This window comes from Flavobacteriales bacterium (assembly GCA_016700415.1).
GTDB lineage: Bacteria > Bacteroidota > Bacteroidia > Flavobacteriales_F > PHOS-HE28 > PHOS-HE28.
In genome coordinates this window covers 1,854,021-1,876,749 of the sequence record CP065018.1, presented here as the reverse complement: position 1 = coordinate 1,876,749, position 22,729 = coordinate 1,854,021, and the positions used below count along the sequence as shown (strand labels likewise).

Sequence of the window (22,729 nt, the reverse complement as noted above, 5' to 3'; positions counted from 1 at the left end):
CCCACGCCAAGAACCATGTTCCGTAGTTCCCTTTCCTCCCTTGCGCCCGAACAGCAGATGCACCCGGGCATGGTCGCCAACCCGGATGATGTGCGCGCCTTCCTTGCCAAGGTCTTCACTTACATGACCTTAGCCCTTGTCATCAGTGGCGGTGTGGCCTACTGGTTCGGGCATGATATGGGCCTGATCTCCCGCTTGATCAACGTCGAGACCGGGGGCATGACCATCCTCGGCTGGGTGGTGATGCTGGCACCTTTGGCGTTGGTCTTCATCATGAGCGGCATGATCAACCGCCTGAGCGGAAGTATGCTGCTCACTGTCTTTATTGCCTATTCGGCACTCACAGGTGCCAGTCTGTCATTCATCTTCCTGGCCTACACGGCAACTTCCATCGCCACGGTATTCTTTGTCACGTCGGCGGTGTTCGGGCTCATGGCGGTGGCGGGCTACACCACCAAGACCGATCTTACCAAGCTCGGCAGCCTCCTCTTCATCGGCCTCATCGGCATCGTGATCGCCATGGTGGTGAACATGTTCATGAAGAGCGATACCATGGGCTACGTGATCAGTGTGCTCAGCGTGATCATCTTCACCGGCCTCACCGCCTACGACATGCAGCGCCTGAAGAACCTCGGCGGCACGATGATCAGCGGTACCGAGGTCGCCCAGAAGATGGCCCTGATGGGCGCCTTGAGCCTGTACCTCGATTTCCTCAACCTCTTTCTCTCGCTGCTGCGTCTTTTCGGGGACCGTAAGTAATGGAACGCTGATGACGCTGAATGGGCTGATCAACGCAGATCTGAAGCGTCCGTAAGTGCCGGGGAACCGACTAGGAATTCACTTGCCTCCCCTGTTGCCTAAGGCATGCAAACAAGGCTAAAATGCCATGTTAGGTCCGCTGCGGCCTGACCCTATCTTTGAAAACATTAATCTGCGGCATGAAAGCATACGTCTTCCCCGGCCAAGGCAGCCAGTTTCCCGGTATGGGCAAGGATCTCTATGAGTCCGATGCCAACGCGCGGGTCTTTTTCGAGCACGCCAACAACGTCCTCGGCTTCAACATCACCGACGTGATGTTCAGCGGCAGCGATGAGGACCTGAAGCAGACCAACGTCACGCAGCCGGCGATCTTCATCCACAGTGTGATCCGGGCCAAGACGATGGGCGATGCTTTCCAGCCGGACATGGTGGCGGGGCACTCGCTCGGTGAGTTCAGCGCCTTGGTGGCCGCCGGTGCGATGGAGTTCAGCGATGGACTGAAGCTGGTGGCCGCACGCGCCAACGCGATGCAGAAGGCCTGCGAGGCCCAGCCCGGCACCATGGCCGCCATCCTCGGCATGGAGGACGAAAAGGTGGAAGAGATCTGCGCGTCCATTCCGGGCATCGTGGTGCCCGCCAACTACAACTGTCCCGGCCAATTGGTCATCAGCGGAACGCTGGAAGCCGTGAATGCCGCCTGCGAAACACTGAAGGCCGCCGGTGCGAGACGCGCGCTACTGCTGCCCGTGGGCGGGGCCTTCCACAGCCCATTGATGGAGCCTGCCCGCGCCGAGCTTGCAACGGCCATCGCCTTCACACCCATCGTGGACCCGCGCTGCACCATCTATCAGAACGTGGATGCCCGCGGCCACAAAGACCCCGCCCGGATCAAGGCCAACCTCATCGCGCAGCTCACCGCCCCCGTGCGCTGGACGCAGATCATGCGTAACATGCTCACCGATGGTGCGGACAACATCGTGGAATGCGGCCCCGGGAACGTGCTGCAAGGGCTGTTCAAGAAGGTGAACAAGGAGGTGGCGACGAGCGCGGCGTAGCTGCGATCGGCCTTCAAACGGGTTCAACATCTTGGAGGGCCTTCGGAGCCGCACCCTGCAATTCTAAAATGAAATTTTAGAATTGCAGGGCTCGTTCTATCAAATGCTACTGGATCTTGGGTGACGTTGGATCCAACTCACAACGTCGCGTTCAGCAACTTCCCACCGTCGATCAGCTTGTGCAAGTATGGTTCGGTGCGCGCGGCCTGCATCGCCTCGATGTGCTTCATGCTGTGGCAGTCGCTGCCAACGAGATCGTACCAGCCTTGGTCCGTGATCTTTTCGGCCTGCTTTTTCGTTGCGGGGCCATAGGCACCCGTCAGGGCGATCATGTTCAGCTGGAACAGCACGCCCCGGTCCTTCAACTTCTCCATGGTGCTCATGTCCGTGTACCAGAACTGATAGCGTTCCGGATGGGCCAGCACCGGTCTGAACCCTTGGGTCTGTAGTTCGAACACGGCGCTCAACAGCATGGACGGTTCGCTGATGAAAGGCAACTCGAAAAGCACCATGTCATTACCAAAAGTCAGCAGTTTTTGCGCCGTGGTCTTTTCCAGGAGATCGTGGTCCAAGTAATACTCCGCGGCAGCGTCGATCTCGATCACCAGGCCTTCCTCTTTTATCGCACGCCTTACCTTCTCCAATCCGCCAAGGATCACTTCCGGTGGGTTCTTATAGCCGTCCGCCATGCTGTGGGGCGTGGTGATCACCTTTTGGTAACCCAGTTCGCGCATGGCCCTGAGCAGTTCCATGCTGGCCTCGATCGTGGGCGCACCGTCATCGATCCCGGGGATGAAGTGCGAGTGCACATCACACTTGAGCAACCCCAGGTCGACGGGAGGCATGGACTGCCGCCCTTTTCCGAAGAGGTTTCCCAGAATGCCCATTAGCGCTTGGCGTACTGTTCGTCGTAATAGTCGCGATAGGCCCCGGAGGTCACGTCCCGCAGCCACTGGTCATTGGCAAGATACCAATCCACGGTCTGTTCCAAGCCCTGCTCGAAGGTGATGCTCGGTCTCCAGCCCAGTTCGCGCTCGATCTTGCCGGCATCGATCGCATAACGTAGGTCGTGCCCGGCACGGTCCGTGACGTAGGTGATCTGCTTCTCGCTATCGCCTGCGTTGCGGCCCAACTTCTTGTCCATGATGGAGCACAACACCTTCACGAGGTCGATGTTCTTCCACTCGTTGTGCCCGCCGATGTTATAGGTCTCGCCGTCCTTGCCTTCATGGAATACCGTGTCGATGGCGCGTGCATGGTCCTCCACCCACAGCCAGTCGCGCACGTTCTCGCCTTTACCATACACGGGCAGCGGCTTGCCTTCGCGCAGGTTGTGGATCATCAACGGGATCAACTTCTCCGGGAATTGATGGCTGCCGTAGTTGTTGCTGCAGTTGCTGATGACGAAGGGCAGCTTGTACGTATTACCGTAGGCACGGACGAAGTGGTCGCTCGCGGCCTTGCTGGCGCTGTATGGGCTTTGCGGGTCGTAGGAGGTTTCCTCCGTGAAGAAACCGCCGTCATGGAGGGAGCCGTAGACCTCATCGGTGCTGACGTGGTAGAACCGTTTTCCTTCAAACTTCCCTTTCCAATAGGCTTTGGCCGCGTTCAGCATGTTGGCCGTGCCGATCACGTTCGTGTTGACGAAGGCCATGGGGTCACTGATGCTGCGGTCCACATGGCTTTCCGCGGCGAGATGGACAACGCTGTCGATGGCATGCTCCGCGAAGACCTTGTCCATGGCCTCGGCATCGCGGATGTCGGCCTTCACGAAGGCGTAGTTCGCGGCGTCTTCCACGTCCTTCAGGTTCTCCATGTTCCCCGCATAGGTGAGCGCGTCGAGGTTCACGATGCGGTATTGCGGGTACTTCTTCACGAAGAGCCGCACGACATGGCTGCCGATGAAACCGGCGCCACCGGTAATGAGGATGTTGCGTTTCATATTGTCGTTGGTTCACCACGGAGGCTTGGAGGATACGGAGGTTTTCTTGGTGATCGGTAGATGGTGATCAGTGATCAGGCAACTGCGGACTGCTACTTCAAACTGCTGCTGAACCCGACCGCTTGACAACTGACAACTGACAACGAACAACTGACAGATCCAACCCTGTTCTCCTAGCCTCTGTGGTGAAACTACTCACAAGCTCCAGTAGTTCAGGTCCTTCACCTTTTTGCGATAGGTTCCTTTCAGATCCACCAACACACCTTTCGGTTTCAGCATACCCCTGAACCACGCCTCGTCGTTGTCGGCATATTCCGCATGGTTCACGGCCACGATGATCGCGTCGTAAGGACCTTTCATCTCCGGTGCCAGCTCATAGCCGTATTCGTGCTTCACCTGTTCGGAATCGGCGTGCGGATCGGTGACGTCCACTTGGCAGCTGAAGCTCTTGAGCTCCTTCACCACGTCCGCCACTTTGCTGTTGCGGATGTCGGTGACGTTCTCCTTGAAGGTGGCGCCCATCACCAGGACGCGCGCATCGGCGGGGTTGGTGCCGCTGGCGATCACCTTCTTCACCGTCTGCTTCGCCACATAGCCGCCCATGCTGTCGTTCACAAAGCGGCCACTGTCGATGATCTGAGCGTGGTAGCCTAATTCCTTGGCCTTGAAGACGAGGTAGTACGGGTCCACACCGATGCAGTGGCCGCCCACCAGGCCGGGCTGGAACTTGAGGAAATTCCACTTGGTACCCGCGGCCTCCAGCACGTCGAAGGTGTTGATGCCGATGCGGTTGAAGATGATGGAAAGCTCGTTCGTGAGCGCGATGTTGACGTCGCGCTGGGTGTTCTCGATGATCTTGGAAGCCTCTGCCACCTTGATGCTGGGCGCCCGGTGTACGCCGGCCTTCACCACCAGTTCGTACATCTTAGCCACGGTCTCCGCGCTTTCCGCATCACAACCGCTAGTGACTTTCACGATGCTTTCCAGCGTGTTCACCTTGTCGCCCGGGTTGATCCGCTCCGGGGAGTAGCCCACCTTGAAATCAGTGACGAACTTCAACCCGCTAAGTTGCTCAAGTAAGGGCACGCAATCCTCCTCGGTGCAGCCGGGGTACACGGTGCTCTCGTACACCACGTGGTCGCCTTTCTTCAGCACTTGGCCCACGGTGCGCGTGGCGCCCAGCAGGGGAGTGAGATCGGGGATGTTCTGCTGGTCGATGGGCGTGGGCACGGCCACGATGAAGAATTCAACGTCCTTCAGGTCCTCAATGTTGGCGGTGAAGTGGATGTCGGCGCCTTTGAAGTCCTCGGGCAAAAGCTCGTCACTGGGGTCCTCACCGCGGCGCATCATATCCACGCGCTGGGCATTAATATCGAAGCCCACCACCTTGATCTTCCGTGCGAAGGCCAAGGCGATGGGAAGTCCTACATAGCCCAGACCGATCACGGCCATCTTGGCTTCCTTCTTCTTCAGTCGCTCATACAGGTCGCTCATCCCTCTTCTGGTAAATGCGTTCAATGATGTCGATCACCTTCATGCCCTCCAAGGCATTGGTGGTCATGCTTTTCCGCTCTTTCAAAGTGTCCACCACGTTCTCGATGATGTAGTGGTGGTTGCTGGCGCTACCCTTGTAAGCACCGTAGTCGTTCGCAGGGTTCGTGGGGGCCAGCTCCGGCATGGTATAATCCTGCACGTGGCACACTTCCACCTGGTCCATGTACTGCCCGCCGATCTTCACGCTGCCCTTGCTGCCGATCACTGTAAGGCTGCTCTCGAGGTTCCTGTCCCACACGCTGGTGGAATAGTTGATGCAGCCCATGCCGCCCTCCAGAAAACGGAAGTTCACCAAGCCACTGTCCTCGAAGGCGGTGAGGTCCTTGTGGTTGAAGTCGGCAAAGCGGCCTTGGATGTCGGCGATGTCGCCGAAGAGCCAGTACATGATGTCCACAAAGTGGCTGAACTGCGTGAACAGGGTGCCACCGTCGAGGTCGGCCGTGCCTTTCCAGCCATCCTTCTTGTAGTAGCGTTCATCGCGGTTCCAGTAGCAGTTCACCTGCACAAGGAAAATGTCACCGAGGCGCTTTTCCTCCACCATTTCCTTGATCCACTGGCTCGGCGGGCTGTAGCGGTTCTGCATCACCCCGAACACATGCCGGTGCTTCTGCAGTGCCTTGTAGAGCACAGCCTCGCAGCTGGCCTTGGTAAGGCCCATGGGCTTTTCGCACACAACATGCTTGCCGTTTTCCAGTGCGAGCAGGCTGAACCGCGCATGCAGCCCATTGGGCGTACAGATGCTCACGACGTCCACATCGGGGACCGCAGCAAGCATAGCCGACGGGTCGGTGAAGAAAGGCACGTCATAGGCATCAAGGCCCAGTGTTTCCTTGGAATTCGCATCGCACAAGGCCACCAGCTCGCATTCCGGGTTCCGGGAGATCATCTCCGCATGGCGCTTGCCGATGTGGCCGCAGCCGATCACGGCAAACTTCACCTTCTCTTCAGAGGACCTCATGCGGTGCGGGTGACTTTGTCGTTTTTCAATTCGTAGCGCTGGCCGCTTTCGGGGCAAGTGGCCCCGCCGTCCGCATCAAATTCCAGCTTGTGGCCATGTTCGCTCATCCAGCCGGTCCTGCGGGCCGGATTTCCCATCACCAAGGCATGGTCGGGCACTTCCTTGGTCACCACGGCACCTGCTGCGATGAATGCAAAACGCCCGATGTCATGTCCACAAACAATGGTGGCATTGGCGCCGATCGTAGCGCCCTTCTTCACCATCGTCCGCAGGTATTCCCCGCGCCGGTTCACCGCGCTGCGCGGATTGATCACATTGGTGAAGACGCAGGAAGGGCCGAGGAAGACGTCGTCCTCGCATTCCACTCCGGTGTAGATGCTCACGTTGTTCTGCACCTTCACGTTGTCACCTAATCTCACGTCCGGGCTGACCACCACGTTCTGCCCGATGTTGCAGCCCGTGCCGATCACACAGCCCGGCATGATGTGGCTGAAATGCCAGATACGGGTCCCAGCGCCGATGGTGCAACCCTCGTCGATGACGGCGGTGGGGTGGGCGGTGTAGTCCATGGAGCTGGGCGTGGCGACCGGTCGGCTTACGGGGCTGCGAATGTACCGAAGGCCCGGCTTTATTCGAGGTGCCCCGTAGACGGCCGGATCACTTCCGCACGTACCCCTCGAAGGAATTGTGGTCCTTCTCATGGAGTTCCGTAGCGGAGAGCCCCTTGAAATAGGCGTAGGTGATCCTCAGGCCTTCCGCACGAGAGACTTTCGGTTGCCACTTCAGGATCTTCTTCGCCTTGGTGATGTCAGGCTGGCGTTGCATGGGGTCATCCTGCGGAAGCGGCTTGTACACCAGCTTCTGCTTGGTGCCGGTGAGCTTCACGATCTCCTGGGCGAACTGCTTGATGGTGATCTCCGCCGGGTTGCCGATGTTCACGGGGTCTGCGCAATCACTTTTCAGCAGGCGGTAGATGCCTTCGATCAGGTCGTCCACATAGCAGAAGCTGCGGGTCTGGTTCCCTTTGCCGAAGATGGTGAGGTCCTCACCGCGCAGGGCTTGGCCGATGAACGCCGGAAGCACGCGGCCGTCGTTGAGGCGCATGCGTGGGCCGTAAGTGTTGAAGATGCGCACCATGCGTGTTTCCAGTCCATGATAGGTGTGATAGGCCATGGTGATGGCCTCCTGGAAACGCTTGGCCTCATCGTACACGCCGCGCGGACCCACAGTGTTCACGTGGCCCCAATAGCTCTCTGTCTGGGGATGTACTTGGGGATCGCCATAGACCTCGCTGGTACTGGCCACCAGGATGCGGGCGTTCTTCGCCAATGCCAAGCCGAGGAGGTTGTGCGTCCCGAGCGAACTGACCTTCAGCGTCTGGATGGGGATCTTCAGGTAATCGATCGGGCTTGCGGGCGAGGCGAAGTGCAGGATGTACTTCAGCTTGCCGGGCACATGCACGAACTTGGACACATCGTGGTGGTAGAATTCGAAGTCGCTGCGCTTGAACAGGTGCTCGATGTTCTTCAGGCGGCCGGTGATCAAGTTGTCCATGCCGATGACATGGTAGCCCTCCTTCAAAAAGCGGTCGCACAGGTGGGAACCCAGAAAACCAGCGGCCCCGGTGATCAGCACGCGCTCCTTTTCAGCGGGCTTCACCACGCTCATCCGTGCCCGCTTGGCCACCGGCTTTTTGGCGCGGTCCGTCGCTTTGACCTTCACAGGTTTTGCGGTGCTCTTCTTCACCATGTCAGGCTTTCATTTTGATGGGCGCGTTCACCGGCTGCCGTCCCACGCTCACGTAGTGGTAGCCCAGCTCCTTCATCTCGTCCAGGTCGTAGAGGTTCCGGCCATCGAAGATGATCTTTTCCTTCAGGGCTTTTTCCACGCGGCTCAGGTCGGGCGTGCGGAACAGCGCCCATTCCGTGGCGATGATCAGGGCATCGGCGTTCTGCAATGCTTCGTACTCGTCCTTCGCGTAGGCCACCTTGTCGCCGATCTGTTTCCGGACGTTGTCCATGGCCTCGGGATCGAAGGTGGTCACCGTGGCTCCGGCCGCAATGAGCGCGTCGATCATATAGAGTGCCGGTGCTTCGCGGATGTCGTCCGTGTCCGGCTTGAAGGCCAGGCCCCAGAGCGCGAAATGCTTTCCGTGCAGGTCCTCGCCATAGTGCGCCTTCACTTTATCCGTTAGCGTGGTCTTCTGGCGCTCGTTCACTTTCATCACACTGTCGATGATCTGGAACTGGTAGCCCGCGTCCTGTCCGCTCTTGGCCAGGGCCTGAACGTCCTTGGGGAAGCAGGAGCCGCCGTATCCTATGCCCGGAAAGAGGAAGCGCTTGCCGATCCGGCTGTCGCTGCCGATGCCGATGCGCACTTTGTCCACGTCCGCGCCCACGGCCTCGCAGAAGTTCGCGATCTCGTTCATGAAGGTGATCTTGGCCGCGAGGAAGGCGTTGGCCGCATACTTGGTGAGCTCCGCACTGCGCTCATCCATGAAGATGATGGGGTTGCCCTGCCGCACGAACGGCTTGTAGAGGTCCTCCATCACCTTCTGGGCGCGGGCGCTGCTGGTACCCACCACCACGCGGTCCGGTTTCAAGAAGTCATCCACCGCGAAGCCTTCCCGCAGGAATTCCGGGTTGCTCACCACGTCGAAGGGGACTTTGGCGTGTTTCGCAACGGCCGCACGCACCTTTTCGGCCGTACCCACGGGGACGGTGCTCTTGTCCACGATCACCTTGTAGTCGGTGATGATCTTGCCCAGGTCGTCCGCTACGCCCAGCACATACTTCAGGTCGGCACTGCCGTCCTCGCCGGGGGGCGTGGGCAGGGCCAGGAAGATGATCTGGGCCTTGTCGATGGCTTCCTTCAGGTCCGTGGTGAAGACCAAGCGGCCTTGCCGGATGTTCCGCTCGAACAGCACGTCCAGATGGGGCTCATAGATCGGGACTTTGCCGTCCTTCAGCTTCTGCACCTTCTCCTTGTCGATGTCCACGCATACCACGTGGTTGCCCGTCTCGGCGAAGCAAGTGCCTGTTACCAGGCCTACGTATCCAGTTCCTACTACTGCTATGTTCATGTTGGGGTTGTTGGGGCGCGACCCCGGAGTTTCATCCGAGGTTCGCGCCCTTACTTGAAGTAACTCTTCACCGTGGCGGTGATGAGTGAGAGTTGTTCGTTGTCTAATTCAGTGCTCATCGGAAGCGATATCACCTCCTCGGTCAGCGTCTCGGTCACCGGCAGTGATCCGGCAGGGAAGCGGTCGCTCTTGTAAGCGTTCTGCAGGTGGCACGGAACGGGATAGTAGACCATGGCCGGAACGCCAGCGGTTTCCAGGTGCTTTTTCAGGCCGTCCCTTCGCTCATTGGCAATACGCAAGGTGTACTGGTGGAAGACGTGGGTGCTGAAGGAACTGCGCTCGGGAACGCTGATGCCTTCGACACCGGAGAATGCACTGTCATAGGCGGCTGCGGCGGCATTGCGGGCCTTGGCATATTCGTTCAGGTGTCGCAGCTTGATCCGCAGCACGGCGGCCTGCATGGAGTCCAAGCGGCTGTTCACGCCCACCACCTCGTGGTAGTAGCGTTCATCGCTGCCGTGGTTGCACACGCGGCGGATCTTATGCGCCAGTTCATCGTCATTGGTGAAGAGCGCGCCGCCGTCCCCGTAACAACCGAGGTTCTTGCTGGGGAAAAAGCTGGTGACGCCGATGTCCCCGATGGTCCCGGACTTACGCTTGCCGTTCGCGCCGCTATGGTCCGAGCCGATGGACTGGCAGGCATCCTCCACCACGTGCAGCTTGTATTCCCGGGCGATCGCCAGCATGGCGTCCATGTCCGCGGATTGTCCGAAGAGATGTACGGGCACGATGGCCTTGGTCTTTGGGGTCACTTTGCGCGCCACATCGGCGGGGTCCAGGTTGAAGGTGCCGGGGAGCACATCGGCGAAGACCGGCACGAGGCCCAGCAGGGCGAGCACTTCCACCGTGGCCACGAAAGTGAAGGAGGCCGTGATCACCTCATCGCCCGGCTTCAGCCCCAAGGCCATCATGGCCACTTGGAGAGCGTCCGTGCCATTGCCGCAAGGGATCACATGTTTCACTCCGAGGTAAGTTGCCAGTTCCTTTTCGAAGGCCTTCACCTCAGGGCCATTGATGAACGCAGCGCCCGCGATCACGTCAAGCAAAGCGGAGTCCACTTCGGGCTTGATCTTTTCGTATTGGCCGACAAGATCGACCATTTGGATGGGCTTCATGCAAGGAGAAAGGGGTTGGCCCCGCTGGAACGGGTGGGAACAAGGTGGCGAAGGTAATGTCCGGAAGGGACCGATGATGCCACAACAATGATCGGACATTGCACCGGGTTGTATGACAACGGCGTGCATGCGGCTACCTTCGCCACCTCATGGGCAGACATCCCTTTTTCATTCTTGCGGTGCTCCTGCTTTTCCAAGCGCCCTCTTACGCGCAGAGCGGTCTTCGGGATACGTCCCTCGCCATGGTGCCGATCACCTTGAGCTATGCCTATCAGCTACCGGGCGGCGATCTCGGGGAGCAGTTCGGGGCCAACCACAACATCGGGCTCAGTGTCTCGCGGAAGTTCAAGAGCAACTACTCAGTAGGGCTGGAAGGCTCGTTCATTTTCGGCAACAAGGTGAACGACCGCACCATTTTGCGCGGAATGACCACCACCAATGGTGTGATCGTCAACCAAGACGGTGATCCGGCAGGTATCCTGCTCTTCGAACGGGGTTATACGGTGATCGCCTTCGCGGGAAAAGTGATCCCGATCGTGGGACCCAACCCCAATAGCGGCATGCTGCTGAAACTCGGCGGCGGGTACATGCGGCACAAGCTGCTCATCCAAAGCCAGAATGATGTGGTGCCCGCCCTGGAAGGGGAATACGTCAAAGGCTACGATCGCCTTGCTGCCGGGCCGATGGCGATGTTCTTCGTGGGATATCAGCACTTGAGCAATAACCGGTTCATTAATTTCATGATCGGTTTCGAGATGAACATCGCTTTTACGGGATCCCTGCGACCGTACAATTTCGATACGGGCCGCGCCAATGAAGGCACGCATTACGACGGCTTGAACGGGTTGCGTTTTGGTTGGACACTGCCCATCTACAAGGCCCGTGACGACCGCCAGTACTATCGCTGATGCCGTTGCTGTATGACCTGGGCGTCGGGGCGTACCATCTCGGGGTCCGGTGCATGGCCCCTTGGAACCCGAAGGCCGCAGCCTGGGTGAAAGGGCGTGAAAAGCTTTGGGACCGCCTTGAGAAAGTAGCGCCGCAATTGCAGGGTTGTTTGTGGATGCACTGTGCGAGCGTGGGCGAGTTCGAGCAGGGCAGGCCGGTGCTGGAAGCGGTCAAGAAAGAACGTCCGGAGATCCCCGTGCTGCTCACCTTCTTCAGCCCCAGCGGCTACGAGGCCCGAAAGGAATACCCGCTGGCCACCGTGGTGGAATACCTGCCGCCGGACAATGCGCGTAACGCGGAACGGTTGCAACGCTTGATCGCCCCCAAGTCCGCGATCTTCGTGAAGTACGAGTTCTGGTTCCATCACCTTAAGGCGCTTCGGAAGAATAATGTCCCCACGTTCCTGATCTCGGCCCTCTTTCGCAAGGACCAGCCTTTTTTTCATTGGTACGGGAGCGCATGGCGCAAGATGCTCTCCTTCTTCTCGCACATCCTCACGCAGGACGAAGCTTCCCGGACACTGCTGACCAGCCTTGGAATGAAGCACGTCTCCGTCGGAGGCGATACCCGCTTTGATCGCGTTGCGGAGATCGTCGCACAAGGCGAGGAACTGCCACTGGCGAAAGCATTCGCTGGCGAAGGCCCCGTACTGATCTGCGGAAGCACATGGCCGACCGATGAAAAACTGCTGTCCTCGGCACTGGGATCCATGGGACTTGGAGCGCCGAAATGCATCGTGGTGCCGCATGAACTGCACGAGCAGCAACTGGCCGGTTCGGAACAGCTATTTCCCAAACCCTTGGCGCGATGGTCCGAACTGGAGCAAACGCCTGCCGACAATGTGGCCGCCATACTGGGAAAGGAGGAACACGGCACCATGTTGGTGGACCGCATGGGCCTGCTCGCCCGGCTCTATCGCTATGGCCGTGTCGCCTACGTAGGTGGCGGTTTCACCGATGGTATCCATAGCCTGTTGGAAGCTGCCGCTTGGGGTGTGCCGGTGATCTTCGGGCCGGACAATGAGAAATTCCCGGAGGCGCGCGGCTTGATCGACGCGGGGGCCGCGATCGAGGTGAAGACGGAGAAGGAACTGACGGTCGCGTTGGAGCGCTGGCTCAAGGATCCGCAGGCCTTGAAGACCGCTTCGGAGGCGGCTCGGCACTATGTGATGAGCCGGACAAGGGCGACCAAGGTTGCCATGGAGATGGTGGTGAAGGCGATTGTTTGATCCAAGTAACTCCTTGAATCCAAGCGTATCTCACATTTGCATGGCCATGCAAATGTCGTTCTAGGCTGACCTACGGAACTGACAGGGAACTATCTGCCTGCTCCAAGCAACTCTTTGATTCCAAGCGAGTCCCGAAGTTGCATGGCCATGCAAATGTCATTCTGAGCTGACCTATGGATCTGAGGGGAAAATAGCTGCCTGTTCCACGCAACTTCCTGATCTCAAGCATGTTCCATAGTTGCATGGCCATGCAAATGAGCACGCATTACGGCTTCTTCAGCTTTGTATTCTCTTGATGGCGCTCCCTATCCCGTTGCGTCCGTACCTCCATCTTCTTTTTCCAGGCGAGCTGAAGGTCGGTATCCGTCTGGTTCGCCAAGCATAGCACTACAAAAAGAACATCCGCCAATTCCTCGCCGAGGTCCTTGTCTTTGTCGCTCTCCTTTTCGCTCTGTTCACCATACCGGCGTGCGATGATGCGGGCCACTTCGCCCACTTCCTCGCTGAGGATGGCCATGTTCGTCAGCTCGTTGAAGTAGCGCACGCCAACGCGGGCGATCCATTCGTCCACCTCACATTGTAGTTCCGTGACTTCTCCCTGGCTGCTTTTGTTCTCCATGGTCCTCATTCCTTCAGGCGGCTGTCGATCACGATGGTCACCGGGCCGTCGTTCACCAAGGAGATCTGCATGTCCGCACCGAACTCACCGGACTTCACGCGCCCTTGGATCAATGCGCTGAACAACTGCTTCGCACGCAGGTAGAGCGGGATGGCCTCTTCAGGTCGTGCCGCGCGGATGTAGCTGGGGCGGTTCCCCTTCCGCGTACTGGCCTGAAGTGTGAACTGGCTCACCAAGAGCAATTCGCCCTGCGCCTCGTTGATGTCCAGGTTCATCACCCCGTCGAGGTCCGGGAAGAGCCGCATGCGCGCCACCTTTCCGCAGGTCCATTCCAGTTCTTCGGATGTGTCACCCACCTCGATGCCGAGCAGCACCAAGTAGCCCTTGCCGATCCTGGCGGTCTCGTTCCCCGCGATATGCACGGCGGCCTCGGACACCCGCTGGATCACAGCACGCATCAGTATCCCTTCGCTTTCAGGTAGCGTTCCTTATTCCCGGCCTTGGCGCTGTCGGGTTTGCCGCTCACCGCGTTCAACCACACACCGTACATGCTGTTGGGCAGCATAATGAAGTAGCGTTCCAACGAGTCGCGCATCGCGTCAACGTGCGGCTTACCCTCACCAACGCTGCGGTCCTTGAAGCTCTCATCGAGATCGGTGAGCTGGTCGCCCACGAGCAGCACGATGCTGTGTGTTTTGGCCACTTCCACGCGACGGGCCGTCTTATCACTTGTGCCCGCCATCGGCATCACGTGCGGGGCGTCTGCCATGGGGAAGCCCTCGCTCACCAGATTCCGGACCGTCGCATCTTCTTCGTCCTCTTCCCTGTTGGAGAGGTAGAACACCGAGCAGCCCTTGCTCACGGCATAGTTCAGGAAATCCACCGCACCCGGAAGGGCCTTCGCTTTTGCCAGTGCCGTCCATTCTTTCCAGGTCTTCGGGCTGTAGGTAAGGCCCTTCGCGCTGTTGGCCGCTTGGTAGGGGCTGTTGTCCAGCACGGTCTCATCGATGTCCACGATCACCGCCGGGGGAAGTGGGTGCGGTCGGGCAAGGTTGGCGTCCAGCCGGATCCGCGCCAGTTCATAGCCCTGCTGATAGAGCCGATGCACATCCGCGGAGGCGTTCTGGTAGACCGTGCCGTCCACGCCTTGTTGCGCCAGCTGGGCGGAAACGTTCACCACCGGGGGCGCGGGCGACAGGGACGTGCTCGTTGTCTGAGATACCGGATGGCAGCTGGCCAACAGGACCAAGCTAAGCCCGAGGAGCGGGCGGGAGAGGGGGGTCTTGATCATCATGTCATGGGCTCAGGCCGCCAACAAAGTAAGTGGCAGGGACGGAAATGGATTTGAGTGGCCCCACCATGCTAACCGCAAATGTCGCAGATGCACGCAGATAGCGCGAAAGCCGCACATCTGAGGAAGCTCAAAACTAGTCTGTGTCCTCGGCGAAAAGCTGTGCGGCCTTGATGCTCTCCTTGGAAAGTCCGGGGTAGCCAGAGAGGAGATCATTCACTTGCTCTCCCAAAGCGATCTTCTGCAGGATCAGGTATACAGGAATGCGTGTACCTCGAAAGCAGGGTTTACCCAACATGATCTTTGGGTCGGAAGTGATATGGTCGTGCCGATCCATTTTCGATCTGGTCGGTTCGTTCCCCAAAGGTAAAGATTGTATGGAGAGGGTGTGCAATGCGGATCCGACCCTGACAAACATCATCTATGGACCATTCCCGCTCCGCGTACCTTCACGCCCCAATATGGAAACCATACCCACGCCCCGTCCGAAGACCGTTGAGGCCCGCGAGAAGGTGGTGATCCTTTTCGCCGGGGACAGCGGCGACGGCATTCAGCTCACTGGAGCCCAGTTCACCGAATCCAACGCGCTCTTCGGCAACGATGTGAGCACGTTCCCGAACTACCCGGCGGAGATCCGTGCGCCTCAAGGCACGCTCGCGGGCGTCAGCGGCTACCAGTTGCACTTCGGTAGCGTGGACGTCTTCACGCCCGGTGACACGTGCGATGTGCTGGTGGTGATGAACGCGGCGGCGCTTAAGGCCAACATCGGCAAGCTGAAGCACGGTGGCATCATCATCGCCAACAGCGATGGCTTCGACGCGAAGAACCTGCGCCTCTCCGGCTATCCGGATATGGAGAACCCGCTGACGGACGGTTCGCTGGACAACTACGTGCTCCAGACCGTGGACGTCACCAAGCTCACCCGCAACGCGCTCGAGGACACCACCTTGGGCATGAAGGAGAAGGACCGCAGCAAGAACATGTTCGTGCTGGGCTTCATCAACTGGATGTACAGCCGCAAGCTGGACCGTACCCGGGAATTCCTCAAGGCCAAATTCAAGAGCAAGCCCGAACTGCTGGAGGCGAACATGAAGGTGCTGCAGGCAGGCTACAACTATGGCGATACCAGTGAGACCTTCACCACACGCTACGAGGTGAAGCCCGCTCCGATGCCCAAGGGCACCTACCGCAACATCACCGGCAACCAAGGCATCGCCATCGGCCTCATCGCCGGTGCGCAAAAGGCCGGGCTGGAGCTTTTCTACGGCAGCTACCCCATCACCCCGGCCAGTGACATCCTGCACGAGCTCTCGCGCAACAAGCATTTCGGTGTGAAGACCTTCCAGGCGGAGGATGAGATCGCCGCCATCTGCTCCTCCATCGGTGCCAGCTACGGCGGCGCCTTAGGCACCACGGCAAGCAGCGGGCCGGGCATCGCGCTCAAGGGCGAGGCGCTCGGTCTGGCCTTCATGCTGGAGCTCCCCTTGGTGGTGGTGAACGTGCAGCGCGGCGGACCCAGCACCGGGCTGCCCACGAAGACGGAACAGGCCGATCTCTGGCAAGCGCTCTTCGGTCGCAACGGCGAGGCACCGATCCCGGTGCTCGCGGCGAGCAGCCCCACGGATTGTTTCGAGATGGCCTTCGAAGCAGTGAAGCTGGCCGTGGAGCACATGACGCCCGTGATCCTGCTCAGCGACGGCTACATCGCCAACGGTGCGGAGCCGTGGCGCTTCCCAGAGGCGAAGGACCTGAGACCGATCGTTCCGCCTTATGCCAAACCGCGCGAAGCGGTAGAAGGCTCGCCGGACGAAGTTGAAAAATTCCTGCCGTATGCCCGGGATGAACGCGGCGTGCGTCCGTGGGCCGTCCCCGGCATGAAAGGCTTGCAACACCGCATCGGCGGCATCGAGAAGGAGGACAAGACCGGTAACATCAGCTATGACCCGCAGAACCATGAACTGATGGTGAAACTGCGTGCCGAAAAGGTGCAGTGCATAGCCGACACGTACCGGCCCATCCGCTTGGACAGCGGTCCCGAGAGCGGTGACCTGCTGATCGTCGGCTGGGGATCAACGTACGGTGCCATTCGCACGGCTGTGGTGGAGCTGCAGAAGGAAGGCTACAGCGTGGCGCACGTACATCTGCGGCACATGTTCCCATTCAACAAGGGCCTCGGCGGCATGCTGAAGCGCTACGGCAAAGTGCTGGTGCCCGAGATGAACAGCGGCCAGTTGCGCCAGTTGCTGCGCGCGGAATACTTAGTGGATGCCCAAGGGCTCAACAAGGTGCAAGGCATGCCGTTCGCATCCGAGGAGATCCGTGCTGGCGTTCTGAAATTGTTGAAGCCATGAGCACGATCCAACCAACTGCCCCCGCGCCGAAGAAGCTCGATTACACGAGCGACCAACAAGTGCGCTGGTGCCCCGGCTGCGGCGATTATTCCATCCTGAAACAGGTGGAGAGCGTGCTCGCGCAGCACGGCCGCCCGAAGGAGGAGATCGTCTTCATCAGCGGCATCGGCTGCTCTTCAAGATTCCCGTACTACCTCGACACGTACGGCATGCACAGCATCCACGGGCGCGCCCCGGCGATCGCCAGCGGCATGCGCAGCGTGCAGCCCGACCTCAGCGTGTGGGTGATCACCGGCGACGGCGATTCGCTCAGCATTGGCGGCAACCACCTCATCCACCTGCTACGCCGCAATGTGGACCTCAACGTGCTGCTCTTCAACAACGAGATCTACGGCCTCACCAAGGGGCAGTACTCGCCCACCTCACCGGAGGGCGTGATATCGAAGAGCTCCCCGATGGGCAGCACCGACCATCCCTTCAATCCGTTGGCGCTGTGCAAAGGGGCCGATGCCACGTTCATCGCGCGCAGTATGGACCGCGACCCCAAACATCTGCGCGAGATGCTGCTGCGGGCCGATGCCCATCGCGGCACAAGCATATTGGAGATCTACCAGAACTGCAACGTCTTCAACGACGGCGCCTTCGAGGTCTTCACGGAAAAAGCCAGCAAGGCCGCCCACACCCTCTTCGTGGAACACGGCAAGCCGATGCTTTTCGGCAACGGCACCAAGGGCATCAAGCTCGATGGCATGACCCCCGTGGTGGTGGACCTCGCAGCGGGTGAAGCCTCCGTGGAGGACCTCTGGGTCCACGACGAGCGTGACTTGTTCAAGGCCAGTATCCTCGTGCGCCTCTTTGATGATCCGCGTAAAACGGATGCACTGCCCCGACCCTTTGGCGTGTTCTACGTCAACGAGCGCCAGACGCACGAGACGAAGATGAACGCCCAGATGGCCTTGGCCAAGCAGAAGAAAGGCGACGGCGACCTCGACGCGCTGCTGCGCGGGGAGAATGTGTGGACGATCGGGTGAGCCCTACCCCCGCAACCCCTCCGGTATCACACAAACCGGTATCGGCCGCCATTTGTGCGCATTTACCGCGTGCAGCCGATCATAGATAGCGAGTACTTGGCGCTGGCGTTCGGTGAGTTCCTCCGCGTTCACTGAAGCACCCGCATCGCGCAGCGCCATGGCCCATTCCAGTTCCGGATAGCTCGCGCCTAATTGGTCCTCGTCGCTGCGGTCGTCGCCGAAGAGGCCGTCGGTCGGCTTGGCCTGCTGGATGCTTTCGATAATGCCGAGGGCCTTGGCCAGGGCGAAAACCTCGGTCTTGGTGAGGTCCGCGATGGGTGAAAGATCGACGCCGCCATCGCCGTATTTGGTGTAGAAGCCCACGCCGAAGTCCTCCACCTTGTTGCCTGTGCCGGCTACAAGAAGGTGTTCGATGCTAGCGAAGTAGTAGAGCGTGGTCATGCGCAAGCGGGCGCGGGTGTTCGCGAGCGAAAGGGAGAGCAAGGCCGGATCCTCGTGCGAGCGCAGTTCCTTCACCAGTGCATCAAAGACCGGCGTGAGCTGCACACGTTCCATGGAAACATCCGGATACCGTTCATGCAGCCATGCGATGTGGTCAAGCGCCCGCTGCACCTGGTTTTCCGACTGATGGATCGGCATCTCCACGCAGAGCAGCGGCAGGCCCGTGCGTGCGCAAAGCGTACTGGTGACCGCACTGTCGATGCCGCCGCTGATACCGATGACAAAGCCGCGCTGCTTGTTGGCCGTGCAGTAATCACGCAGCCAGTCCGTGATGTGGTCGATGGTGCGTTCCGCGTTCAGCATACTTGGTCCGCCGAAGCGCATTGGGCAAAGGCGATGTGCAAAGAAAGCCCCGTTCTTCTCCCCCCTTCGACAAGCTCAGGGTACGAGGGAGAAGAACGGGGCTTCTGCGGCAGTGGTTACCGATCAGAAGAACACCCCCAACGAAAGTTCGATGTAGTTCTGCTTCGCCCTCAATTCCCTTTCCTCAGTACCAACGGGTACCTTTTTGTCTTTGAGAATATTGGTGAAACCATTGTTGTATGTGACACCGATCATCGCCGAGGTATTGCCGCTGAAGTTGAACTCCAACCCTGCGCCTACGATCAGGGAGGCCTTGAACAGATTGGTCTTGTCCGTGATCTTCTCACCTGAGAAACGCACCACTTTGCCGGTACTGTCCGGCCAGTCAAAGTCCGACTTGGCTGCAATGTTGAAGGCCGCACCGAAGCCGATCTGGCCGTAATAGGTCATGTAACCGATCTCGTTGGTCTTCAACTTCAGGGTGATGGGCACTTCGATGTATTGGTATTTCGATTCGGTGAGCAGGTTCTCGTTGCCGTACGGGAAGGTGGTCTTTCCGCCCACGTTATTGAGGAAGAGACCGGTGGAGACGGCATAGTTCTGGTTGGCGCCCATCATGAAATCGCCCATGAGGCCGAAGGTGTAGCCGAAGCGGACACCGTCGTTCTTCAGCTCCTTGGTGTCCGGGTGGAAGAAACCGAGGTTCGGGGCGAACTTGATGCCGAAGCGGACGGACTTGTCCTGTGCGGATGCGCTGGATACGACCAATGCAAGAGCACAGAGAATTGCGGAGACCTTCTTCATAGGTTTGCGGGCTGGTTGAATGATGGGCAAAGGTAAGAGCGGGGTGAACTACGTGAACAACGCCATGGGGTGTATTGTTCTCTCGTCCCTTCTCGCATGCGGTGGAGGCGAGGGCCGTTCGGGCCTTTCCAAGTCGGCGGAAACGCACATCAAGATCGAGCGCTTGGACCAGGACCTTTTCCGATCGGTCGATGACACGGCGGGCAACTTCAACCTACGTCTGTATGCGGACTACGGTGAGTTCTACAAATTGTACGTGGAGCGCGTCCTCCAAGCTGCGCCGTTCGATGATCCGCGATTGCCGCTGGCGCTTTCCCGCTTCGTGCATGATCCCGATTGGAGCAATGTCCAACGCACTGCGGACAGCGTACTGGGCGACATGGGCAAGCAGGAGGCCGAGTTCAATGAAGCGTTCGGGCACCTGAAGGAGTACTTCCCTGACAGCCTCACACCGCGCATCATCGCGTTCAACTCCGGCTTCAACTACGGCGTACTGCCCACGGACAGCGTGCTGGGCTTCGGCGTGGAATGGTTCGTGGGCAAGGATAGCCGGGTGGTGGGCTACTTGTCGCCGGATGTTTTTCCGCAGTACCGCAAAGACCGCATGCGCCCTGAGATGTTGGCGCCCAGTGTGGTGAAGGGCTGGCTGCAAGTGCACTACACACGGGATGTAAGGGATGAGGACCTGCTGACGAATTTCGTGGTCATCGGAAAGGTGATGGCCCTGCTGGACGCCTTGTTGCCCGGGACCGACGCCACATTGAAGTTCGCATTCGCCCCCAAACAGTTGAAATGGTGTGAGGACAATGAGTTCAACATCTGGAAAGAGATCGTGAGCAAGGAACTGCTGTATTCCAAGGATCCCAAGGAGATCGACCGCTTCATGAACGACGGTCCGTTCACGCCGGGCTTTCGGCATGAAAGCCCCGGCCACCTCGGGGAGTGGATCGGCTACAGGATGGTCAAGAGCTACATGAATGCCCACCCGAAGATCACCTTTGCGGAACTTTTCGCGATGCGCGACGCGCAAGCGATATTGAAGACCTACAAACCCCGTTGACCCGAACTATTGAAATACACCATGGCTGATACATCCAAGATCAAGATCTCGGTCCAGCTGGACGAGAACAAGGTACCTGAGCGCATCCAATGGGAGGCGGACGACCACGACGCGGGAGGGGACTGCAAAGCAGTGCTTCTTTCGCTATGGGACGAGAAGGAGCTCAATACCATGCGCATCGACCTGTGGACGAAGGAGATGACCACTGACGAGATGAAGGCCTTCTTCCACCAGAACATCCTCACGCTTGCCGACACCTTCGAGCGGGCCACCAACGAGAACAAAATGGCGGCGCAGATGCGCGATTTCGCGGGCTATTTCTCCGAGCACATGTTGCCGGATCTGGGTAAGAAGTAGTTGTCCGTTGTCAGTTGTCAGGCGGGCGCGGAGTCTTTCGCGCTTGGCCTGTGCATTTGGCCGCTTGGGCCACGGAGGTGTGAAGCCAAAAGCCACGACGGACTGGCCAAAAGTCCTGACAACGGACAACTGACAACTAAACACCCCAGCGCAAATTCACGTCCATGATAAAGGCGAGTACCTCATCGCGTCCCTTGCCGTTCTCCGCAGAAGTAATGATCAGGTGTGGCAACGTCTCCCAAGTCTTCTTCAAGGTCCTCTTGAAGAGTGCGATATTGCTGACGATGGAGGGCTGCTTCAGTTTGTCGCTCTTGGTGAAAAGAACGACGAAGGGGATCTGTTCGTCGCCGAGCCACTGGATCATCTCCAGGTCGTTCTGCTGGGGATCGTGACGAACGTCCACGAGCAGGAAGACGCATTGCAAGTTCTCGCGTTCGCGCAGGTAGGTGCGGATCATTCCCTGCCATAGGGCGCGCTCCGCTTTGCTTGTTTTTGCGAAGCCATATCCGGGCAGATCGGCGAGCATCCAGGCCTGGCCTTTGCCTTTCAGGGCTTCCACCCGGAAATGCTCCACGTTGCGCGTGCGGCCGGGGGTGTTGCTCACGCGGGCCAAGCGATGGATGCCCACGAGCATATTGATCAACGAGCTCTTGCCCACATTGCTTCGTCCGATGAATGCATACTCAGGCAGGCTCGGCTTGGGCCAGTGAGCCGCCTCGCGACCGCTGCCGAGGTGCTCGGCTTTGAGGTTTTCCATTACGTGGTCAATGTCTTCCCGAGCCATCCGTCCAGGATGGCATTGAACTCCGCCGGCCGTTCCATCATGGCGGCATGTCCGCACCGATCGATCCAGAACAGTTCGTTCTTCGGGATCAATTCGTGGAATTCCTCGGCCACGTGCGGCGGGGTTATCTGATCCTGCTTGCCCCAGATGAGGCAGACGGGCATCTTCAATTTCGGTAGCTCTGCGGCCATGTTGTGGCGGATCGCGCTCTTGGCCAATGATAGGATGCGGATCAATTTCGCGCGGTCGTTCACCGTCACAAAGCATTCGTCCACCAGCTCGTCCGTCGCGAACTTGGGGTCGTAGAAGGTCACGGCGACTTTCTTGCGGATGAACTCCTTGTCCTCGCGGCGCGGGAAGCCGCCGCCGAAGGCATTCTCATATAGACCACTGCTGCCGGTGAGGGTCAATGAGCGTACGGTTTCCGGGTGCGTGCTGGCATAGACCAAGGCCACATGGCCACCCAACGAATTTCCCAGGAGGTTGATCCCCGAAAGGTCGAGGTGCCGGATGAAGCGCCGGAGAAATTCCGCCAGGGCCTTCACATTGGTATTGAGTACCGGCAAGGAATAGAGCGGGAGCATCGGCATCAACACCCGGTAGCGGCCCGAGAAGTGTGCAATGGTCTCCTCGAAGTTGCTGAGCGCACCGAAAAGACCGTGCAGGAACAGCAATGGAGGGCCTTCGCCCACGTCGATGTACCGGAATTCCCCCGCCTCCTTCATCTCTTGCGCCATGCTTGCTCGTGGATGCCCAAATGTAGGGCACAAGGGATAGTGCCCGGATCTACGGGCCTGCGGGGTGATGTTAACGGACGGTTCAATGTCCGACGGGGCAGGGCCGTATGGTTCATCGAACATCGCAGGGCTGGCTGATCCACAGCCGGATCCAAGATCGCTGCACCCGGAGGATCCGGGATGGTGAGGA

24 protein-coding genes are annotated in these 22,729 nt (G+C 59.1%); 8 read left to right on the top strand and 16 right to left on the bottom strand.

Features of this window, described 5'->3' with window-relative positions; genetic code table 11:
* Positions 1 to 15 precede the first annotated feature (15 nt).
* Both IPP95_07885 and fabD read left to right on the top strand, forming a co-directional pair.
* The gene (locus tag IPP95_07885) at positions 16 to 759 is read left to right on the top strand and encodes a Bax inhibitor-1/YccA family protein (protein QQS74111.1); all 744 of its coding nucleotides are present in this window, start codon (positions 16 to 18) and stop codon (positions 757 to 759) included.
* 179 nt (positions 760 to 938) lie between these two features.
* Positions 939 to 1,814 carry an ACP S-malonyltransferase gene (gene fabD / locus IPP95_07880; GenBank protein ID QQS74110.1) on the top strand — a complete coding sequence of 292 codons (876 nt, stop codon included), beginning with the start codon at positions 939 to 941 and terminating at the stop codon, positions 1,812 to 1,814.
* A gap of 137 nt (positions 1,815 to 1,951) precedes the next feature.
* Here fabD and IPP95_07875 read toward each other — a convergent pair whose 3' ends face one another.
* The 8 genes from IPP95_07875 to IPP95_07840 all read right to left on the bottom strand — a co-directional run bounded on the left by IPP95_07875 (position 1,952) and on the right by IPP95_07840 (position 10,525).
* Positions 1,952 to 2,701: a capsular biosynthesis protein gene (locus tag IPP95_07875; protein QQS74109.1), complete on the bottom strand. Its 750-nt coding sequence runs from the start codon at positions 2,699 to 2,701 to the stop codon at positions 1,952 to 1,954.
* Complete coding sequence (rfbB, locus tag IPP95_07870; GenBank protein ID QQS74108.1) at positions 2,701 to 3,756, bottom strand: dTDP-glucose 4,6-dehydratase; 1,056 nt, start codon at positions 3,754 to 3,756, stop codon at positions 2,701 to 2,703. The genes IPP95_07875 and rfbB overlap by 1 nt, the downstream gene beginning before the upstream one ends.
* Positions 3,757 to 3,951: 195 nt before the next feature.
* The gene (locus IPP95_07865; GenBank protein QQS74107.1) at positions 3,952 to 5,250 is read right to left on the bottom strand and encodes a nucleotide sugar dehydrogenase; all 1,299 of its coding nucleotides are present in this window, start codon (positions 5,248 to 5,250) and stop codon (positions 3,952 to 3,954) included.
* Positions 5,234 to 6,268 (bottom strand): Gfo/Idh/MocA family oxidoreductase, encoded by a 1,035-nt coding sequence (locus IPP95_07860; protein QQS74106.1) that lies wholly within the window; start codon positions 6,266 to 6,268, stop codon positions 5,234 to 5,236. The genes IPP95_07865 and IPP95_07860 overlap by 17 nt, the downstream gene beginning before the upstream one ends.
* Complete coding sequence (locus tag IPP95_07855) at positions 6,265 to 6,837, bottom strand: N-acetyltransferase (GenBank protein ID QQS74105.1); 573 nt, start codon at positions 6,835 to 6,837, stop codon at positions 6,265 to 6,267. Before IPP95_07855 ends, IPP95_07860 begins: the two co-directional genes overlap by 4 nt.
* Positions 6,838 to 6,925: 88 nt before the next feature.
* Positions 6,926 to 7,936 (bottom strand): SDR family oxidoreductase, encoded by a 1,011-nt coding sequence (locus IPP95_07850; protein ID QQS74226.1) that lies wholly within the window; start codon positions 7,934 to 7,936, stop codon positions 6,926 to 6,928.
* 82 nt (positions 7,937 to 8,018) lie between these two features.
* Positions 8,019 to 9,350, bottom strand: coding sequence for a UDP-glucose/GDP-mannose dehydrogenase family protein (locus tag IPP95_07845; GenBank protein QQS74104.1), 1,332 nt, complete (start codon positions 9,348 to 9,350; stop codon positions 8,019 to 8,021).
* Between the two features lie 50 nt (positions 9,351 to 9,400).
* Positions 9,401 to 10,525 carry a DegT/DnrJ/EryC1/StrS family aminotransferase gene (locus IPP95_07840; GenBank protein QQS74103.1) on the bottom strand — a complete coding sequence of 375 codons (1,125 nt, stop codon included), beginning with the start codon at positions 10,523 to 10,525 and terminating at the stop codon, positions 9,401 to 9,403.
* 149 nt (positions 10,526 to 10,674) lie between these two features.
* On the opposite strand from IPP95_07840, the gene IPP95_07835 reads away from it, so the two are divergent.
* Both IPP95_07835 and IPP95_07830 read left to right on the top strand, forming a co-directional pair.
* A complete protein-coding gene (locus tag IPP95_07835; protein ID QQS74102.1) occupies positions 10,675 to 11,433 on the top strand; it encodes a hypothetical protein in 759 nt (252 codons plus the stop codon).
* Between the two features lie 53 nt (positions 11,434 to 11,486).
* A complete protein-coding gene (locus IPP95_07830) occupies positions 11,487 to 12,701 on the top strand; it encodes a 3-deoxy-D-manno-octulosonic acid transferase (GenBank protein QQS74101.1) in 1,215 nt (404 codons plus the stop codon).
* 265 nt (positions 12,702 to 12,966) lie between these two features.
* Here IPP95_07830 and IPP95_07825 read toward each other — a convergent pair whose 3' ends face one another.
* From IPP95_07825 to IPP95_07810, 4 genes are all read right to left on the bottom strand, one after another.
* The gene (locus IPP95_07825; protein ID QQS74225.1) at positions 12,967 to 13,320 is read right to left on the bottom strand and encodes a nucleotide pyrophosphohydrolase; all 354 of its coding nucleotides are present in this window, start codon (positions 13,318 to 13,320) and stop codon (positions 12,967 to 12,969) included.
* 5 nt (positions 13,321 to 13,325) lie between these two features.
* Positions 13,326 to 13,778, bottom strand: coding sequence for a D-tyrosyl-tRNA(Tyr) deacylase (locus IPP95_07820; GenBank protein QQS74100.1), 453 nt, complete (start codon positions 13,776 to 13,778; stop codon positions 13,326 to 13,328).
* A complete protein-coding gene (locus IPP95_07815) occupies positions 13,778 to 14,611 on the bottom strand; it encodes a 5'-nucleotidase, lipoprotein e(P4) family (protein ID QQS74099.1) in 834 nt (277 codons plus the stop codon). The genes IPP95_07820 and IPP95_07815 overlap by 1 nt, the downstream gene beginning before the upstream one ends.
* A 136-nt stretch (positions 14,612 to 14,747) precedes the next feature.
* Positions 14,748 to 14,948, bottom strand: a complete 201-nt coding sequence (locus IPP95_07810) for a DUF433 domain-containing protein (protein QQS74098.1) — start codon at positions 14,946 to 14,948, stop codon at positions 14,748 to 14,750.
* Positions 14,949 to 15,072: 124 nt separating this feature from the next.
* Between IPP95_07810 and IPP95_07805 the strand changes: the two genes are divergently transcribed.
* The gene (locus tag IPP95_07805) at positions 15,073 to 16,962 is read left to right on the top strand and encodes a 2-oxoacid:acceptor oxidoreductase subunit alpha (protein QQS74097.1); all 1,890 of its coding nucleotides are present in this window, start codon (positions 15,073 to 15,075) and stop codon (positions 16,960 to 16,962) included.
* Positions 16,959 to 17,993, top strand: a complete 1,035-nt coding sequence (locus IPP95_07800) for a 2-oxoacid:ferredoxin oxidoreductase subunit beta (protein QQS74096.1) — start codon at positions 16,959 to 16,961, stop codon at positions 17,991 to 17,993. The genes IPP95_07805 and IPP95_07800 overlap by 4 nt, the downstream gene beginning before the upstream one ends.
* Positions 17,994 to 17,996: 3 nt before the next feature.
* Here the strand turns inward: IPP95_07800 and nadE are convergent, their stop codons facing one another.
* Positions 17,997 to 18,794, bottom strand: a complete 798-nt coding sequence (gene nadE / locus IPP95_07795; GenBank protein QQS74224.1) for an NAD(+) synthase — start codon at positions 18,792 to 18,794, stop codon at positions 17,997 to 17,999.
* Between the two features lie 126 nt (positions 18,795 to 18,920).
* Positions 18,921 to 19,601 (bottom strand): PorT family protein, encoded by a 681-nt coding sequence (locus IPP95_07790; protein QQS74095.1) that lies wholly within the window; start codon positions 19,599 to 19,601, stop codon positions 18,921 to 18,923.
* 19 nt (positions 19,602 to 19,620) lie between these two features.
* On the opposite strand from IPP95_07790, the gene IPP95_07785 reads away from it, so the two are divergent.
* Together IPP95_07785 and gldC are read left to right on the top strand one after the other, a co-directional pair.
* Complete coding sequence (locus IPP95_07785) at positions 19,621 to 20,661, top strand: hypothetical protein (GenBank protein QQS74094.1); 1,041 nt, start codon at positions 19,621 to 19,623, stop codon at positions 20,659 to 20,661.
* Between the two features lie 21 nt (positions 20,662 to 20,682).
* Positions 20,683 to 21,018, top strand: coding sequence for a gliding motility protein GldC (gene gldC, locus IPP95_07780; protein ID QQS74093.1), 336 nt, complete (start codon positions 20,683 to 20,685; stop codon positions 21,016 to 21,018).
* A gap of 136 nt (positions 21,019 to 21,154) precedes the next feature.
* Here the strand turns inward: gldC and IPP95_07775 are convergent, their stop codons facing one another.
* Positions 21,155 to 21,775 (bottom strand): YihA family ribosome biogenesis GTP-binding protein, encoded by a 621-nt coding sequence (locus tag IPP95_07775; GenBank protein ID QQS74092.1) that lies wholly within the window; start codon positions 21,773 to 21,775, stop codon positions 21,155 to 21,157.
* Positions 21,775 to 22,539 carry an alpha/beta fold hydrolase gene (locus IPP95_07770; GenBank protein ID QQS74091.1) on the bottom strand — a complete coding sequence of 255 codons (765 nt, stop codon included), beginning with the start codon at positions 22,537 to 22,539 and terminating at the stop codon, positions 21,775 to 21,777. The genes IPP95_07775 and IPP95_07770 overlap by 1 nt, the downstream gene beginning before the upstream one ends.
* Positions 22,540 to 22,729 lie beyond the last annotated feature (190 nt).